Origin of the sequence: Pseudomonas sp. W5-01, from assembly GCF_046540435.1 — a bacterium.
In the GTDB taxonomy this organism is placed as follows: domain Bacteria; phylum Pseudomonadota; class Gammaproteobacteria; order Pseudomonadales; family Pseudomonadaceae; genus Aquipseudomonas; species Aquipseudomonas graminis_B.
In genome coordinates this window covers 143703-161837 of the sequence record NZ_JAXCIP010000003.1, presented here as the reverse complement: position 1 = coordinate 161837, position 18135 = coordinate 143703, and the positions used below count along the sequence as shown (strand labels likewise).

At 61.1% G+C, this 18135-nt stretch carries 14 protein-coding genes; 4 read left to right on the top strand and 10 right to left on the bottom strand.

From position 1 onward, the window contains the following. Positions 1–24 precede the first annotated feature (24 nt). The 4 genes from purT to SLW75_RS10675 form a co-directional block, all read right to left on the bottom strand. Positions 25–1206, bottom strand: coding sequence for a formate-dependent phosphoribosylglycinamide formyltransferase (gene purT, locus SLW75_RS10690; RefSeq protein ID WP_296306137.1), 1182 nt, complete (start codon positions 1204–1206; stop codon positions 25–27). A gap of 117 nt (positions 1207–1323) precedes the next feature. After that, positions 1324–1587, bottom strand: coding sequence for a DUF1289 domain-containing protein (locus tag SLW75_RS10685; protein ID WP_065989966.1), 264 nt, complete (start codon positions 1585–1587; stop codon positions 1324–1326). After that, positions 1587–2111: a gamma carbonic anhydrase family protein gene (locus SLW75_RS10680; protein ID WP_065989968.1), complete on the bottom strand. Its 525-nt coding sequence runs from the start codon at positions 2109–2111 to the stop codon at positions 1587–1589. Before SLW75_RS10680 ends, SLW75_RS10685 begins: the two co-directional genes overlap by 1 nt. A gap of 77 nt (positions 2112–2188) precedes the next feature. Next, positions 2189–2800 carry a CoA pyrophosphatase gene (locus tag SLW75_RS10675; protein ID WP_410934446.1) on the bottom strand — a complete coding sequence of 204 codons (612 nt, stop codon included), beginning with the start codon at positions 2798–2800 and terminating at the stop codon, positions 2189–2191. Positions 2801–2953: 153 nt separating this feature from the next. On the opposite strand from SLW75_RS10675, the gene SLW75_RS10670 reads away from it, so the two are divergent. Next, entirely contained in the window at positions 2954–3505 is a 552-nt protein-coding gene (locus SLW75_RS10670) for an NUDIX hydrolase (RefSeq protein WP_065989972.1), read from the top strand. A gap of 50 nt (positions 3506–3555) precedes the next feature. Continuing rightward, positions 3556–4119 (top strand): murein L,D-transpeptidase family protein, encoded by a 564-nt coding sequence (locus SLW75_RS10665; protein WP_192132287.1) that lies wholly within the window; start codon positions 3556–3558, stop codon positions 4117–4119. 53 nt (positions 4120–4172) lie between these two features. On the opposite strand, the gene SLW75_RS10660 is transcribed toward SLW75_RS10665, so the two are convergent. Beyond that, entirely contained in the window at positions 4173–4484 is a 312-nt protein-coding gene (locus SLW75_RS10660; RefSeq protein WP_296306139.1) for a YqfO family protein, read from the bottom strand. 6 nt (positions 4485–4490) lie between these two features. Then, positions 4491–8390 (bottom strand): phosphoribosylformylglycinamidine synthase, encoded by a 3900-nt coding sequence (purL, locus tag SLW75_RS10655; RefSeq protein WP_410934445.1) that lies wholly within the window; start codon positions 8388–8390, stop codon positions 4491–4493. Positions 8391–8603: 213 nt separating this feature from the next. Between purL and mltF the strand changes: the two genes are divergently transcribed. Continuing rightward, positions 8604–10064 carry a membrane-bound lytic murein transglycosylase MltF gene (gene mltF / locus SLW75_RS10650; protein ID WP_065989976.1) on the top strand — a complete coding sequence of 487 codons (1461 nt, stop codon included), beginning with the start codon at positions 8604–8606 and terminating at the stop codon, positions 10062–10064. Between the two features lie 33 nt (positions 10065–10097). Here mltF and tadA read toward each other — a convergent pair whose 3' ends face one another. Next, entirely contained in the window at positions 10098–10580 is a 483-nt protein-coding gene (gene tadA / locus SLW75_RS10645; protein WP_410934444.1) for a tRNA adenosine(34) deaminase TadA, read from the bottom strand. Continuing rightward, a complete protein-coding gene (locus tag SLW75_RS10640; protein ID WP_410927858.1) occupies positions 10580–11953 on the bottom strand; it encodes a multicopper oxidase family protein in 1374 nt (457 codons plus the stop codon). Before SLW75_RS10640 ends, tadA begins: the two co-directional genes overlap by 1 nt. Before the next feature lie 171 nt (positions 11954–12124). Here SLW75_RS10640 and SLW75_RS10635 point away from each other — a divergent pair, with 171 nt between their 5' ends. Then, complete coding sequence (locus SLW75_RS10635; RefSeq protein WP_410934443.1) at positions 12125–15058, top strand: dermonecrotic toxin domain-containing protein; 2934 nt, start codon at positions 12125–12127, stop codon at positions 15056–15058. 115 nt (positions 15059–15173) lie between these two features. Here the strand turns inward: SLW75_RS10635 and SLW75_RS10630 are convergent, their stop codons facing one another. Next, positions 15174–16310: an alpha/beta hydrolase family protein gene (locus SLW75_RS10630; protein ID WP_410934442.1), complete on the bottom strand. Its 1137-nt coding sequence runs from the start codon at positions 16308–16310 to the stop codon at positions 15174–15176. A gap of 240 nt (positions 16311–16550) precedes the next feature. Then, positions 16551–18128 (bottom strand): glutamine-hydrolyzing GMP synthase, encoded by a 1578-nt coding sequence (gene guaA, locus SLW75_RS10625; RefSeq protein WP_065989987.1) that lies wholly within the window; start codon positions 18126–18128, stop codon positions 16551–16553. Between the last annotated feature and the right edge of the window lie 7 nt (positions 18129–18135).

The window sequence follows — 18135 nt, the reverse complement described above, 5'->3', positions numbered from 1 at the left end:
GCCGTTTTTCATTCAGCGTGATGCTTACAGCTGAACCTTCACCGCCATCGACGCGCGGGTGGCTTTGCGACGGGCCGCTTCGATCGACTCGTCGCGCGCCAGTGCCACGCCCATCCGGCGCTGACCATTGACCTCAGGCTTGCCGAACAGGCGCAGCGCGGTGTCCGGTTCGCTCAAGGCTTGCTCCAGGTTGGCGAACGCCGTCTGGGTCGACTGGCCTTCAACCAGAATCACAGCCGATGCTGATGGGCCGAACTGGCGAATCAACGGGATCGGCAGACCGAGAATGGCCCGCGCGTGAAGCGCGAACTGCGAAAGGTCCTGGGAGATCAGCGTGACCAGACCTGTGTCGTGGGGGCGCGGCGAGACTTCGCTGAACCAGACCTGATCGCCCTTGATGAACAACTCGACGCCAAACAGACCACGGCCACCCAGCGCCTCGGTTACCGCTTTGGCGACGCGCTCGGACTCGGCCAATGCCACCGGGCTCATGGCCTGGGGCTGCCACGATTCCTGATAGTCGCCCTTCTCCTGACGATGACCGACCGGCGAACAGAAGGTCGTGCCGCCGACGTGACGCACGGTCAGCAAGGTAATTTCGTAATCGAAATCGATGAAGCCTTCGATGATCACACGGCCTTTGCCGGCACGACCGCCTTCTTGCGCATAGTCCCAGGCCTTCTGGATGTCCGCGTCGGTTTTCAGCAAGCTTTGACCCTTGCCCGACGAGCTCATCACCGGCTTGACCACACACGGGAAGCCCAGGTCTTCGACGGCTTTTTTGTAGTCTTCGAAGGTGTCGGCAAAGTGATATGGCGAGGTGGGGAGGTCCAGCTCTTCAGCGGCCAGACGACGAATACCTTCGCGGTTCATGGTCAGCTGCGCAGCGCGGGCCGTCGGAATGACCGTGAAGCCTTCGGACTCCAGCTCCACCAGGGTCGCGGTGGCGATGGCTTCGATTTCCGGGACGATGTAATGCGGTTTCTCGGACTCGATCACCGCACGCAAGGCGGCGCCATCGAGCATATTGATCACGTGGCTGCGGTGCGCGACCTGCATCGCCGGTGCATTGGCGTAACGGTCGACGGCGATCACTTCAACGCCCAGGCGTTGCAGCTCGATCACTACTTCCTTGCCAAGCTCGCCGCAACCGCAGAGCAAAACGCGGGTCGCGGTCGGCGACAGTGGAGTTCCGATTTGAGTCATCTCAGGTCCTCATGGAGCAGGTCGAAGGTCGCTCGCCGTGTGCAAGCAACCGCAGGTAGAAAGGCGCGCAATTTAACATGAAGGCCGGGGAATGGGATGCAGCGGCGCAGGGTTGATTCAACCTTGAGGGTTGTTGCCACCCAGTAGAAACATCATCCCGCTGGCTCTCGCCCGCTCCTCGCAGGCGATCAACACCGCGCGACGTGCCTGGTTGTCCATGCGGCTCCAGCCGGTGATCTCGGCCACGGTGCGCTGGCAACCGGTGCAGATGTCGGCGTCGTCCAGGGCACAAATGCTCACGCAGGGCGAGCGGACGGGCTTTTCATGAATCGGCTTGTCATGAACGGTTGCTTCATGGATCGGGGGTATGGCGCTGGACATCAATCTTCCTGCGGGGCCAGGTCACGCGCGTAGCGGTGAGCGTTGTGGACGTAATGGGCGGCGCTGGCGTCGAGCATCTGCTTCTGTGCGTCAGTCAGCTCGCGGACGATCTTGCCGGGCGAGCCCATGACCAGCGAACCGTCAGGAATGACTTTACCTTCGCCGATCAACGAGTTCGCGCCGATGATGCAATGCTTGCCAATCTTCGCGCCATTGAGAATGACCGCGTTGATGCCGATCAGCGTGCTGTCACCCACGCTGCAACCGTGCAGCATCGCGTTGTGGCCGATGGTCACGTTCCGTCCGATGGTCAGCGGCGAGCCCATGTCGGTGTGCATCACGGTGCCGTCCTGCACATTGCTGTTCTCGCCGATGTCGATGAGCTCGTTGTCGCCACGCAACACCGCGCCGAACCAGACGCTGGCGTTGGCCTGCAAACGCACGTTGCCGATGACGGTGGCTGTCGGCGCGATCCAGCTGCTGGCGTGCGCATCGACGCGGGCATCGCCCAAGCGGTATTTCATGGCGTATTCCTCATGACGTATTCCTCACGGCTCGGCCCTCATGGCTCATTCCTGATGCAAGGCGCGGCGGCCGCGAGTCAGGATTTCAGCGTGTGGATGATGGATCGCTTTGGCGGCTCGTTGAGGTCGATGCCGCTGTCGAACAACAGGTTCATCAACTCGACGATCATGATCGCGGTCAGGCCCCAGATCTTGTACTCGCCGAAGCGGTAACTCGGCACGTACCAGCTGCGCCCTTGATAGTCGATGCGGTGGGTGTGTTCGCGGGCATCCTGACGGAAGAAGTCCAGCGGCACGCTGAAGACGGCTGCGATTTCGCCATCATTGGGTGTGTACTCGACGAAATCCGGAATGATGCCGACGTAGGGCGTCACTCTTATGCCGTGTTTGGAGATCAACGGGCTCAGCGGGCCGATCACCTCGACGAGACCCGGTGGCAAACCGATCTCCTCTTTGGCTTCGCGCAGTGCGGTGAAGATCAGGTCCGGATCCTCCGGGTCACGCCGTCCGCCCGGGAAGGCCACTTCGCCGCCGTGGGTCGACAGGCCGCTGGCGCGCAGGGTCAGCACCAGTTCGGGCTCTGCATTGCGGGTAATGGGGAGAAGCACGGCGGCCTCGGGAAAGCGCGCGTCCGTTTCCAGCATCACCGGCGTGTGGCTGCTCATACGGTGAAGTAGCTCATCCAGCATGGGAATTCTCGATCGGTTGCCTGCCCGGCATCATGCACCAAAGCGACGATGCGCCCAAGTCTTGTAGGACAACCCGCGCGTGCAAGACGCCTCTTGCCGTCCACCCGCGCTACGGCTCAAGATAGCCGCTGCCAACAGGAACCCGATTCGATCATGAAATTCTGCAGCAACTGCGGCGAACAGGTCATCCAGCGTATTCCCGAGGGCGACAGCCGCCCGCGTTACGTGTGTGAACATTGCGACACCATTCACTACCAGAACCCCAACATCGTGGCCGGCGTCGTGCCGGTGTGGGGCGACAAGGTCTTGCTGTGCCGTCGGGCCATCGAGCCGCGACTGGGCTACTGGACGCTGCCCGCCGGGTTCATGGAAAACGGCGAAAGCGTCGAGCAGGCGGCCCGCCGCGAAACGCTGGAAGAAGCCTGCGCGGAGGTCGAGGACCTGCAGTTGTACTCGATGATCGATGTGCCGCACATCAATCAGGTGCATATCTTCTACCGCTCGAATCTGGTCAAACCGGAGTTCGCGGCCGGTATCGAAAGCCTTGAAGTGAAGCTCTTCGACGAAGCGGATATTCCGTGGTCAGAGCTGGCGTTCAATACGGTCAGGCGTACCCTGGAGTGTTTTTTCCGCGACCGGCGGCATCAAGATTTCCAGGTACGCACCGATTGTCTGTCTGTCACACCGCCGCTCAAGACCACTTGATCGAAACGATGATGCGCGATTGCCGCGCAGGCTTCAGGGATACCCTTTTCATGCGTTGGTTGCTTGCCGTTTTATGCCTGTCGGTTGTGCCGCTGTCCCAGGCTGCGTTCACCCAGACCATCGTGCCCAAAGGCAGCGAACAGAAGTTCGTTGGCGGAAAGGTCGTCGACACTCAGAACATCGCGGACCGGACTGTCGATAAAGTGCTGGTGCTCAAATCCGCGCATCAATTGCAGCTGATCAGCCGTGGCGAGGCGCTGAAGACGTACCGGATCTCACTGGGCAAAGCGCCCACCGGACCGAAACTGCAAGAGGGAGACCAGCGCACGCCGGAGGGTTTCTACTGGCTCGACTGGCGCAAGACCAGCGACGCCTACAACCTGTCGATGCACATTTCCTACCCCAACATTTCCGATGCCGCACGCGCCCGCCGCGAAGGCGTTAAACCCGGCAGCATGATCATGATTCACGGCACGCCGATCAACGACGATTACCCGGAGTGGTATTTCCACACGCTGGACTGGACGAACGGCTGCATCGCCATGCGCAACAGCGATATTCGTGAGGTGTGGGATCTGGTGAAAGACGGCACGATGATAGAAATTCGGCCGTAAGATTCTGCGGGGTGATGCGGATTGCTTCAATCTCGAGCCATGCTGCAGGGAAGCTAGATATCTTCCAGCTTCCACACGTCATAAGCCGGTACTTCGTAGGGATGGCTGTCCTTCAGCGCAGCAACCGCCTGCCTGATCAGCTCATCTGACACGACAAGCTCGACCTTCCATTCCTGAACCTGCTCGACCTCGCCGGCTTGCCCGATGAATGGCTGACTGCCATCCAGCGGGCGAAACTGGCCGTGGCCAAGCACTTGCCATGAGCAGCGGTCATACGCGCCGATTCGCCCCGCACCGGCGGCGAACAACGCGTTTTTGACCTGTTCCACATGGCTCTGCGGCACAAAGAAGGCCAGCTTGTACATCAGCGATCAGTCAACCCAGACGCGGGCGTTGCGGAACATGCGCATCCACGCGCCGTCTTCAGCCCATTCATCCGGTCGCCACGAGTTGGTCACGGCGCGGAACACCCGCTCAGGGTGCGGCATCATGATGGTGACGCGACCGTCGAGGGTGGTGAGACCCGCGATACCGCGGGGCGAACCGTTCGGGTTGGCTGGATAGGTTTCAGTGACCTTGCCGTGATTGTCGACGAAACGCACGGCAACGGTGCCGGACAGATCGGTTTCGATCAGCGACTCAGGGGTCTTGAACTCGGCGTGACCTTCACCGTGGGCGATGGCGATCGGCATGTGAGAGCCGGCCATGCCTTGAAGGAAGATCGACGCCGACTTCTGGATTTCGACCATCGCCACGCGCGCTTCGAACTGCTCCGAGCGGTTGCGCACGAAGTGCGGCCAGAATTCGCTGCCCGGGATCAGCTCGCTGAGGTTGGACATCATCTGGCAACCGTTGCAAACGCCCAGCGCGAAGCTGTCGGTGCGGGCGAAGAAGCCCTGGAACGCATCCCGTGCACGGCTGTTGAACAGCGCGGACTTGGCCCAGCCTTCGCCGGCACCCAACACGTCGCCGTAGGAGAAACCACCGCACGCCACCAGACCTTTGAAGTCGTTGAGGTCGACGCGACCGGCGAGGATGTCGCTCATGTGCACGTCAACCGAGGCGAAACCGGCGCGATCGAACGCAGCCGCCATTTCAACCTGACCGTTGACGCCCTGCTCACGCAGCACTGCCACTTGTGGGCGAACGCCCTTCTTGATGTAAGGCGCAGCGATGTCGTCGTTGACGTCATAGCCCAGCTTCACGCTCAGGCCTGGATTGTCTTCTTCCAGCAGCGCATCGAATTCCTGATCGGCGCAATCGGCATTATCGCGCAGGCGCTGGATCTGATAGCTGGTCTCGCTCCACTGACGCTGCAGCAGGCGGCGATCGCCTTTGAACACGGTGTCGCCGCTCAGGCTGATGATCACATCGCTGTTGTTGATCGGCTTACCGATCACGGCGACGCAATCCTCGCCCAGGCCGGCAGCGCTGAACTGCGCGAGCACCAGCGGCGTGGCGTCCTGGCGAACCTGGATCACTGCACCCAGCTCTTCGTTGAACAGAATGGCCGCGACTTTTTCGCGGGTGCCGGTCAGCGTGTCGAGTTCGAGGTTCAGACCACAGTGCCCAGCGAACGCCATTTCCAGCACGGTCGCCATCAAGCCACCGTCGGAACGGTCGTGATAGGCCAGCAGGTGGTCGTCGGCGTTGAGGCCCTGGATGACGGCAAAGAAGGCTTTCAGGTCTTCAGCGTCATCGACGTCCGGCGCAACGCTGCCGAGCTTGCCGTGGGTCTGGGCGAGGATCGATGCGCCCATGCGGTTCTGACCACGACCGAGGTCGATCAGGATCAGATCGGTCAGGCCCTTGTCCATGCGCAATTGCGGGGTCAAGGTCTTGCGGATGTCGGTGACCGGGGCGAAACCGGTGACGATCAGCGACAGCGGCGAGGTCACGGTTTTTTCGGTGCCCTCTTCGCTCCAGCGGGTCTTCATGGACATCGAGTCCTTGCCCACTGGGATGGTAATGCCCAGCTCGGGGCACAGCTCCATGCCGACGGCTTTCACGGTGTCGTACAGACGCGCGTCTTCACCCGGGTGACCGGCAGCGGACATCCAGTTGGCGGACAGCTTGATGTCGGAAAGCTTGCCGATGCTCGAAGCAGCGATGTTGGTCAGGGTCTCGCCAATCGCCATGCGGCCGGAAGCCGGGGCATCCAGCAAGGCCAGCGGCGTGCGCTCGCCCATCGCCATGGCTTCGCCGGTGTACACGTCAAAGCTGGTTGCGGTGACGGCGACGTCCGCCACCGGCACTTGCCACGGGCCGACCATCTGGTCGCGATTGACCATACCGGTGATGCTGCGGTCGCCAATGGTAATAAGGAAGCTCTTGCTTGCCACGGCCGGGTGATGCAGCACGCGCTGCACGCTTTCTTCGATGTCGAGCGCGCTCGGGTCGAAGTCGTCACCCAGCTCTGTCTCACGCTCGGCCGAACGGTGCATGCGCGGGGCTTTGCCCAGCAGCACTTCCAGCGGCATGTCGACAGGGTTGTTGCCGAAATGGCTGTCAGTGACGGTCAGTTGCGGCTCTTCAGTGGCCTCACCGACCACCGCGAACGGGCAACGCTCACGTTCGCAGATGGCTTTGAAGCGTTCGAAATCAGGAGCGCTGACCGCCAGAACATAACGCTCCTGGGACTCGTTGCTCCAGATTTCCAGCGGGGCCATGCCTGGCTCGTCGTTTGGCACGTTGCGCAGTTCGAAGCGGCCGCCGCGACCGCCGTCGTTGACCAGTTCAGGGAAGGCGTTGGACAGACCACCCGCGCCGACGTCATGGATGAACGCGATCGGATTGGCTTCACCCAGCTGCCAGCAGCGGTCGATGACCTCCTGGCAACGGCGTTCCATTTCCGGGTTTTCACGCTGCACCGAGGCGAAATCCAGGTCAGCCGAGCTGGTGCCGGTGGCCATGGAGGAAGCCGCGCCGCCACCCAGACCAATCAACATCGCGGGGCCGCCGAGCACGATCAGCTTGGCGCCAACGGTGATTTCGGCTTTCTGCACGTGCTCTTCGCGGATGTTGCCCATGCCGCCTGCGAGCATGATCGGCTTGTGGTAGCCGCGAACTTCGTCGCCATGTGGCGTGCTGATCGACTGCTCGAAGGTACGGAAATAACCGGTCAGCGCCGGGCGACCGAACTCATTGTTGAACGCCGCGCCACCCAGCGGGCCTTCGATCATGATGTCCAGTGGTGTCACGATGCGCTCGGGTTTGCCGTACGGCTTTTCCCAGGGCTGCTCGAAACCCGGAATGTTCAGGTTGGACACCGTGAAACCGGTCAGGCCGGCTTTCGGCTTGGCGCCACGTCCGGTCGCGCCCTCGTCACGAATCTCGCCGCCGGAACCGGTGGCTGCGCCAGGGAACGGGGCAATTGCCGTCGGGTGGTTGTGGGTTTCGACCTTCATCAAAATGTGCACCGGCTCCTGAACCGCACCGTACTCGCGGCTTTCAGGATTCGGGAAGAAGCGGCCGGCCACGCTGCCGACGATCACCGAGGCATTGTCCTTGTAAGCGGACAGCACGCCTTCGTTGTGCATCTGATAGGTGTTCTTGATCATGCCGAACAGGCTTTTGTCCTGGCTCTGGCCGTCGATGTCCCAACTGGCGTTGAAGATCTTGTGACGGCAATGCTCGGAGTTGGCCTGCGCGAACATCATCAGTTCGATGTCGTGTGGGTTGCGCTTGAGGCCGGTGAACGCGTTCACCAGGTAGTCGATTTCGTCTTCGGCCAGGGCCAGACCCAGTTCGACGTTGGCTTTTTCCAGCGCCGCGCGGCCGCCGCCCAGCACGTCGATGGCGATCAGCGGCTTGGGCTCGGCGTGGCTGAACAGGCTGGCGGCCTCTTCCAGCGCGCCCAGTACGATCTGGGTCATGCGGTCATGCAGCGTGTCGGCGATCAGTTGCGCATCAGCGTCGCTGAACTGGCCTTCTACATAAAACGCGATGCCGCGCTCAAGGCGATGGATCTTGGTCAGGCTGCAATTGCGCGCGATGTCGGTGGCCTTGCTCGACCATGGCGAAATGGTGCCGAAACGCGGGAGTACCAAGAACAAGCGGCCCGCCGGCTCCTGAACCGGCACGCTCGGACCGTATTTCAGCAGGCGGGCAAGGACTTGCTGCTCGTCTTCGGTCAGGACGCCATTGACCTCAGCGAAGTGGGCGAATTCAGCGTACAGGCCACTGACAGCCGGAACTTTATCGTTCAGCTGCGCAAGTAATTTCTTGTGGCGGAAGGCGGAAAGGGCGGGAGCACCACGCAGGATCAACATCGTCGGGACAGCCTCGGGAAGGGGGTGTGCTTTGAGGCCGTGCATTCTAGCCTAATCAGTCTGCGTCGGCACCCGAAACCACGGCATGGGATGCACCCGAATGTCGGCTCCGGGCGCTTGCCTGCGCCGGAAGGTAAAAATTCCTCGGCTCTATCAGACGGGACCCGCGCTGTCGAGATATGGCGGTATGGCTCCTTTGCGTATACTGCACCGATGTTTTCCCTATCAGATTTCCGCCCACGCTGTGCCAAGTGGCTCATCGCAACCGGAATCTTCCTGCTGCTCGGCGCGTGTGTGGAGAAACCCAACACGCTGGAACGAGTCAAGGAGGATGGCGTTCTGCGCGTCGTCACCCGCAACAGCCCGGCGACCTATTTTCAGGACCGCAACGGTGAAACCGGTTTCGAGTACGAGCTGGTGAAGCGTTTCGCCGACGATTTGGGCGTTGAACTGAAAATCGAAGCCGCCGACAATCTCGACGACCTGTTCGATCAGATGGGCAAGCCCGGCGGGCCGGTGCTGGCGGCAGCGGGCCTGGTGAGCAGCGAAAACCGCGCGAAGCAGGTACGGTTTTCCCACTCCTATCTTGAAGTCACCCCGCAGGTCGTTTACCGCAACGGCCAGTCGCGCCCCACCGATCCGGGCGATCTGGTCGGCAAACGCATCCTCGTCCTCAAAGGCAGCAGCCACGCCGAGCAACTGGCAGCGCTGAAGGTCAAGTACCCCGGCATCAACTACGAAGAGTCCGATCAGGTCGAAGTCGTCGACCTGCTGCGCATGGTGGATGAAGGTCAGATCGACCTGACCCTGGTGGATTCCAACGAACTGGCGATGAATCAGGTGTATTTCCCCAACGTTCGCGTCGGCTTCGACCTCGGCGATGGCCGCGATCAGCGTTGGGCCGTGGCGCTGGGGGATGACAACAGCCTGCTCAACGAGATCAACGCCTATCTCGACAAGATGCAGAAGAACGGCATGCTGCAGCGACTCAAAGACCGCTACTACGGGCATGTCGACGTCCTCGGTTATGTCGGCGCCTACACCTTCGCCCAGCATTTGCAGGAGCGCCTGCCCAAGTACGAGAAGCACTTCCAGACCGCCGCCAAAGCAGAACAGGTGGACTGGCGCCTGCTCGCGGCGATCGGTTATCAGGAATCGTTGTGGCAGCCGGGCGTGACGTCGAAGACCGGCGTGCGCGGCTTGATGATGCTCACCCAGAGCACGGCCCAGGCCATGGGTGTGTCCAATCGGCTCGACGCCAAACAGAGTATTCAGGGCGGCGCCAAGTATTTCGCCTACGTCAAAGAACAGCTCGACGACTCGATTCAGGAGCCGGATCGCACCTGGCTGGCGCTTGCGTCCTACAACATCGGCAGCGGCCACCTGGATGACGCGCGCAAGCTGGCCGAAAGCGAAGGGCTTAATCCGAACAAGTGGCTGGACGTGAAGAAGATGCTGCCGCGTCTGTCGCAGAAGAAGTGGTACAGCAAGACCCGCTACGGCTACGCCCGTGGCGGCGAACCGGTCAGTTTCGTCGCCAACATCCGCCGTTACTACGACATCCTGACGTGGGTGACGCAGCCGCAGATGGAAGGCGGCCAGGTGGCGGAAGGCTCGTTGCATGTGCCTGGGGTCGACAAGACCAAGCCGTCGGAAGAGAAAGCGCCGCTTTAGTCAGCGCCAGAATCCGCTCGCCGTCGCACTGAACTAACCCTTCGCCCGCCTCATCCTGAAAAACTCGCTCAGCATCGTCCCGCATTCCTCCCCCAGCACCCCGCCTTCGAACAGCACGCGATGATTGAGAAACGGCTGCATGAAGAACTGCCCCTGACTCTGCACCACCCCCGCTTTGGGCTCGGTCGCGCCATACACCACGCGGCTGATGCGCGAATGAACGATCAACCCCGCGCACATGCTGCAGGGTTCCAGCGTCACGTACAGCGTGTTGCCGGGCAGGCGATAATTGCTGAGTGACTGCGCCGCCGCGCGAATGGCGACCATCTCGGCGTGGGCACTGGGATCGCTGCCGCTGATGGGGCAGTTGAACCCGCGGCCAACGATTTCGCCGTTCTGCACCACCACCGCGCCAACCGGCACCTCGCCCAGCAACGCGCCCTCCGCCGCCAGCGCCAGGGCTTCGCGCATGAAATGCTGATCGCGACTGCGATCGATGATGGGCGGCTGACGCATCAGGAGACCTCGATAGCGGCCATGAGACCGGTTTCCATGTGATCGATCACATGGCAGTGAAACATCCAGACGCCGGGATTATCCGCCACCAACGCGACGCGCGCGCGCTCGTTGCGCCCCAGCAGATAGGTGTCCGTAAAATACGGAACCACCTTCTTGCGATTGGAAGCGATGACCTTGAAGCTCATGCCGTGCAAGTGAATGGGATGCTGATACTGCGTCATGTTCTTCAGCTCGAAGATGTAACTCTTGCCTTGTTCGAGCTTGGCGATCGGCCGGTCCGCGCAGGTCTTGTCGGTGATGTCCCACGCCTGGCCATTGATCTGCCACAAGCTCGGCGGTTTACCGTTGTCGACATTCACCGACACCGACCCGACCCACTCGAAGTTGAAATTGAGCTTCTCGGCGTTGGCCAGATCGGGCTCGGCGACCGGATTCGCCGGCAGCTCAGGGGGCCACTCGCCCGGCGTATCGGTGCTGGCGACCGAACGGAAGGTGCCCAGCCGCACCGGGCCGTTGCGCAGGGAAATCTCTTCACCGACCGCTGGCGCTTTGATCGCCAGACAGATGCGCATGCCCGGCCCCAGCCAGTAATCCTTGCCCAGGGGGCGCGGTTTGACCGGGTTGCCGTCCAGGGCGTAAATCATCGCCTCGGCGCCTGGCAGATTCAGGCGATAGGTCACCGTGTTGTCGAGATTGAGAATGCGCACCCGGGTGATTTGCCCGGCAGGCAGCTCGACGACGCCCTGTGGCACGCCATTGATCGTCGACAATCGCCCGGCCGTGCCCTCGCGGGCAGCCTCGCGAATGACGCTGAAATCAGTGAAAGCGCCCTCTTCGTCCACGTGCCAGCTCTTGAGGCTGACGACGCGTTCGTGGGCAAATCCGGTCGGCTCGCGCTCCTCGACGATCAGCGGCCCCACCAGCCCGCGGCCCAGCTCCTCACTGCTGCTAACATGGGGGTGATACCAATAGCTGCCGGCGTCCGGCACTCGGAATTTATAGTCGAAGTACTCGCCCGGCTTGACCGGCAATTGCGAGACGTAAGGCACGCCGTCCATCTCCAGCGGGAGCCGAATGCCGTGCCAGTGAATCGTGGTTTCCACGGGCAGATGATTGATGAAGCGCACCCGTAGCCACTCGCCCTGCCTGACGCGCAATTCAGTGCCCGGAGCCGACCCGCCGAATGCCCACGCGGGCGTCTGGTGCCCGGCCACCAGTTCAACGTCCAGCGGCGCGGCGATCAATTCATAATCGTGCCCTTCTCCCGGCCCGCGTTTGCCCAGCCAATACCTTGAGGCGCCGCCCGCGCCAAGCCCGACAACCGCAAGACCGGCCAGACCTCCGAGTATCTGTCGACGGGTAAAAGACATGTACGAAAAAACCTCAAACGACGGGTCGCATCCGTGAACGATGCGAGGGGCAGACACGATACACCTGCCCTTACAGAAATTTAAGGCGACGGCGTACGCAATACATATTTAGTGCCAAATGAATCAGCAATCACGCCAAGCTTGTCTTCCCATTCATCAAGGAAGACGAATATGACCGTTGCACCCGCTCACCCGCCCGCTGCATCCCTGAGCCAGGACCGAAACGCCCTCATCAACATGAGTGAGCGCATGGTCGAGGCCTGCCCGGACATGCGCGAAATGGCCCGCAGCATCGCCCGAGAAGTCCTCCTGCGCCAGACCGGTCACGACATCGAGCCTGATACCGTTTACTGGCACCGCTTCCACACGGCAGTCAGCAGTCCGCGGTCATTCAATGGCTGGGAGCACCGCGACGCACCCTATCAATCGATGACCCTCCCGCAACTGGTCATGCACCGCTTCAACCCCCACGATCAGGACAACGCCGACACCCTGCAGATGCTTAGCGGGTTCTACACCGCAGGCCCCGATGCAGAAGCGTTCGATGAACGAAACGAGGTCAGGGTGTTGCCCGCCCAGGTCATGACTGAGTTTTGGTCCGTGGACTTCAAATCGCGCTATCAGGAAAAGCTGAAGGCGTTCTGGCGCGACTTCGCCGACAATTTTCGCACCATGGCCAAAGCCAACTTCATTGCCAGCGCCTTCGAAGACCAACAGGCCGGCTGGCTCAGTGAAGAAGATCTGCAAAGCGTCTTGCGTGCGGCTAACGTTGAACCGTCCGAGTCGCCGAGCCTGCAAACCCTGCAGGCTAGTGCGCCGGCCAGCGCTGACGCGAAAGTCTGGACCTTCGACGTGATCGGCTACGAAGCCAGCGACGTCTTGCGCATCGTGACCGCAGAAGGCCGGCAAATTCTCTACACCCCCGGCGAAGTGCAGGCCTTTCATGCCTTCGCCACGCCCGAAGAGCTGCATGGGTGGCTGCTGTCGCAGAACAACCGCCCAGAACGCCGCGCGCGTTTCATGGGCCATTTCCCGTTGTCGGCACACGGAGCGGCTGACAACAACATCGGGCTGTTCCATGGCCTGGATGTGCTCTACACCTCATGGGGATCCGCTCATCCCGGTCTGATCAATCAACACAGTCGGCCCGTGTCGGGAGACCCGTTCAGCCATTTGCGCGACGCGATCCGAGCTCGGATGTTTGCCGACGCAGACCTGGCGCTGCATTCCAACGGCGACCTGCGCAAACAGATGTGGATCGGCTATCTGCGGTCGTTCTCCCAACTTTCGGGTGCGCTGGCGGCGATTGACTGGCCGATTGCGCTGGCAGCCGTGGGTGCCGGCATCGCCGACATGGGCCTCAACATTGATCAGGCCGTGAACGGTGCGAGCACGGCGCAGCGCAAGGCAGGGGTCATCGGGGCTGTGACGGCCAGCATCGACGTCTTGTTCAACAGCACCTTTCTTATCGGCGGGGAGGCGATGCCGGAAGGCGAGTTGCTGCAGCCTGAACCCGAGGGAGAGCTGGCACCGGAAGTCGATGAGCCCACCGATGAGTTAGTTCAGACGCCGGGCGTGGAACCAGAATCCGTTTACCCCTTTGAGCGCGACGATGCCTTGGCCTACTTCGAGACCAACATGCTGCTGGATGCCTTCGAACCCGTGCGTGAAGAAGGTCGCATGAAGGGCATCTACCTGACCGATCAGGGCGAAACCTTCATCGAGATCGATGGCTTCGCCTACGCCGTTCGCTACATCAACGAGCTGAAATGCTGGGCCGTCATCGACCCTGCAAACCCCTACTCGTTTTACCGAAACATGCCTGTGCGCCTTAACGCTGCTGGCACCTGGGAGCCCGTCACTCCCTTGAACCTGTCAGGCGGCGGGAAGGTGCTCGGCAAGTTGGGGCCCGGTCGTGGGGTCGGCGTTTCTCCCCAGACGACCACCCTCCCCAGCCCATACGAAGTGCCAGCGGCGCTGAGGACTGAAGTCATGGAGGGCGCGCAATATGGCGGCCGCTTTGTCGACGATCGCTATCACAGCCCCGATTTTGACAAACCTGATCCCTATGACGACTTCAAGCGCATCCGTCGCAATCTGCGCGATGACGCCAACGCCTTCTTCAACACGCTCGAACTGCCAAAGCGTCCAGACATGCCAGAGCTGAGTGCCAACGCGCCGCTCAAACGTGCGCTCAAGATCGTATTCAAACGTTCATCGGGCCTGGTCATCGGCGAGAGCCATGCGGGGATCGGCAGCAAACAGTTTCTGATCGAACAGATGCCGCTGCTCACCAAGCTCAAGGTGAAAACCCTGTACATGGAGCACGTGCTCACCGACTTCCATCAGGTGGATCTCGATACGTTTTCGAGAACGGGCACTCTGTCGCCTCAGCTTGAGGACTACATCAAGGCGCTGGACAAAGGCCATCGAACTGATCCAAACGGCAAATACACCTTCATGGCCGTTTTCAAAGCCGCGCAAGAAAACCGCGTGCGCATCCGCGCCATCGACTGCATGGCGAGTTACCGCGTCGACGGCATGGACGGCGCGGAGCAAGGGCTGCGGCAGAAGGTGATGAATTACTACGCCAAGGGCGTGATCGACGCAGACCAAGGGGCGAGAAGCGGCGGCCACTGGGTAGCACTGGTGGGTAATTCCCACGCCAATACGTATCAGGGCGTCCCCGGTCTCGCGGAACTGGAAGGCGCGGTAGGGCTGCGCATTGAAGACGTTCGTGTGGCTGAATCGGCCGGAATAACGCCAGACCCCGGCGTTGAAATGACCGATACGGTGGGCCGTCGTGCGGGACGCGTACAGAGTGATCTGCGTCTGCAAGTGCTCGTCGCCCCGCCCCGGATTGAGCTCAGCCTGGAGAACAAACTGCTACGAGCGGGCATGTTCACCCTCGATGACAGTGGTGGTCACCTCGCAATCGTCCACCGCAGCAACGAAGGCATTGCGGTTCGTACCGAGATCAAACGAGAGGGCAAGCGCGTCTATATCGATCGGCCTAAATGGCAGCGGGTGAGCGGACGTCGGTTTGAGACGTTGGCGGATTTGACGACGGCGCTGGAGCTGATTGGGATGACGTGGGTGCGTTGAGGCTTCATGTGTAAAAACCGAGTGAGGCCTTGGCGGCTTCACTCAGCTTTTTGGGAAGAGCGCGGTGTCGACAATGCTCACGACGCGACACCCAAGCGCGGTTGTAAACAGCATGTCATTGCCGCGTCAGCGGCAGGTTGTCCTGCCAGCCTTTTAACAACGTCGTATTTTCCGCAATGAGGTGACAGGTCTGACCCGTCGTTTCGCGGCACGTGCCGAGCGCCAGCTGTTCCGCCTTCTTGAGCGAACGCGTCCCGAACCGCCAGAAAAGGCCGGTGCCGGTTTTGGAGACGGCCATGGCTTTCTCGGTGACACTTTCAACGTAGGCCTCGGCATTCGCACGGTCTTTCGGCCCAAGCTTTGACAGGAGCGGCATCCACGCGCTGTCGTCCATGGCGGGAAGATGGTTGCGTTTCAGAAAGTCTTCGATATGAGGCTTCAGCAAAATGTTGGCGGCTTTCAGGTAAAGGGTGTGCCCGTTGGTTCCGACGGGAGGCAGCGCCACATAATCAGCGTTGCCGCCCTGGGAGCGATAACCCGCGAACATCTGCGCGACAAGGTCCGGGCCAAAATAGGGATCGTTTGCCGCGTACATCCAGAGCGTCGGCGTCGGATTGTCTTTACCGAATCGGGTGAAATTTCGTACGAGGTCCGCTTGAAACAACGGGCACTCATCGGGGGACCCTACCTGGGTATAGTGATAGACGCCGCCAGAGAGACTGATCACCGCCGTCAATGGTCGCCCCGGTTGAGCCGCCAGGTCCATCATCGCAGCGCCCCCTATCGAAACACCGACCCCCACCGCCATGGACGGGTCCACGTCCGGACGCTTGCGAAGAGCGGTCAGTGCAGCGCCAAGCTCATTGCCATGGGCATCGAGAAACCTGGCGACTGTAGGGTGGGCGCAATCTCCCCCGCCTTCGATGAAATGCCCCGTAGAACGCCCATAGCCCGGCCACACTACTGAAGCGGCAAGCCAGCCTCGGTGTGCAAAATCGTGTGCGATGTGGGAAAGCCAATCGGCACGAACTGACGAGGGAGAGGCTCCTGCAGAGCCGTTGACTATCAATGCGATGGGAAACTTGCCAGCGTGCGCAGGACGGACGATCAAGGCATCGATCTTTTCGACATGGGAGCCGACTTTGATCGGCAACATCAACTGCTCTTCGCGCACCGCCGTATCGGCAGACGCCTGACCAGCACAGAGAAACAGCACAAACATCAAAATCATCAAACGTCGAACTGATTGCATCGTAGAACACCCGCTTTAGGCATGCCTGACGAAGACAAACCCTGTCGTTTTTGCGAATTGCTGATTCGCGTGATCAGGTGATCCCTCAGCCGAGGTGGGTAACGTGCCACATCACCACGGCGCTTGGCGATAAATTCCCCTGTCAAATTTTGCCCGGCCTTCTAAAAGCAAAAAGCCCGCGTTTACGCGGGCTTCAGGACATTTCTTGCTATCGGGTGCCGGACAATCCCGGCCACCCCATCATTCCCACTCAATCGTCGCAGGCGGCTTGCTCGACACGTCGTACGTCACGCGCGAAATGCCTTCGATCTCATTGATGATTCGGCCACTGACCGTTTCCAGCAGTTCGTAAGGCAGGTGTGCCCAACGTGCGGTCATGAAGTCGATGGTTTCCACGGCACGCAGGGCGACGACCCAGGCGTAACGACGGCCGTCGCCGACCACGCCGACCGATTTCACCGGCTGGAACACGACGAAGGCCTGGCTGACTTTGTGGTACCAGTCGGCTTTGCGCAGTTCTTCGATGAAGATGTGGTCGGCGCGACGCAGCAGGTCGGCGTATTCCTTCTTCACTTCACCGAGGATACGCACGCCCAGGCCCGGGCCCGGGAATGGGTGGCGGTAGACCATGTCGTACGGCAGGCCGAGTTCGAGACCCAGACGACGGACTTCGTCTTTGAACAGTTCGCGCAGCGGCTCGACCAGTTTCAGGTTCATCTCTTCCGGCAGGCCGCCCACGTTGTGGTGCGACTTGATGACGTGCGCCTTGCCGCTTTTGGCGCCAGCGGACTCGATCACGTCAGGGTAGATGGTGCCCTGGGCCAGGAACTTGATGTTGTCGAGCTTGGTCGACTCGGCGTCGAAGACGTCGATGAAGGTGCGCCCGATAATCTTGCGCTTCTTCTCCGGATCGCTTTCGCCGGCCAGGTTGTTGAGGAACTGATCTTCGGCGTTGGCGCGGATCACCTTGACGCCCATGTTCTCGGCGAACATGGCCATGACTTGCTCACCTTCGTGCAGACGCAGCAGGCCGTTGTCGACGAAGACGCAGGTCAGTTGGTCGCCGATGGCTTTGTGCAGCAGCGCTGCGACCACTGAGGAGTCAACACCGCCGGACAGGCCCAGCAGCACGTTGTCGGTACCGACTTGGGCGCGAACCTGGGCGATGGCGTCTTCAGCGATCTTCGACGGGGTCCACAATGCTTCGCAGCCGCAGATGTCGAGGATGAAGCGCGACAGGATGCGACCGCCCTGCTTGGTGTGGGTCACTTCCGGGTGGAACTGCACGCCGTAGTAGCCGCGGGTGTCGTCGGCCATGCCGGCGATCGGACAGCTTGGGGTGCTGGCCAGTACGTGGAAGCCTTCCGGGATCTCGGTAACCTTGTCGCCGTGGCTCATCCACACGTCGAGGCCGAAAACGCCATCGGCGTCGACGTGGTCTTCGATGCCATCCAGCACGCGGCTCTTGCCAACGATATCGACGCGGGCGTAACCGAACTCACGCATTTCGGAGCCGGCCACGCGGCCACCGAGCTGCTCGGCCATGGTCTGCATGCCGTAGCAGATACCGAAGATCGGCACATTCAGGTCGAACACGGCCTGCGGCGCGCGCGGGCTGTCAGCGACGTGGACGGACTCGGGGCCGCCGGCGAGGATGATGCCTTTCGGGGCGAATTCGCGGATCGCTTCGTCCGACATGTCGAACGGGTGCAGTTCGCAGTACACGCCGATTTCGCGAACGCGACGGGCGATCAGCTGGGTGTACTGGGAACCGAAGTCCAGGATCAGGATGCGGTGGGCGTGAATGTCGAGGGCCATAGTCATT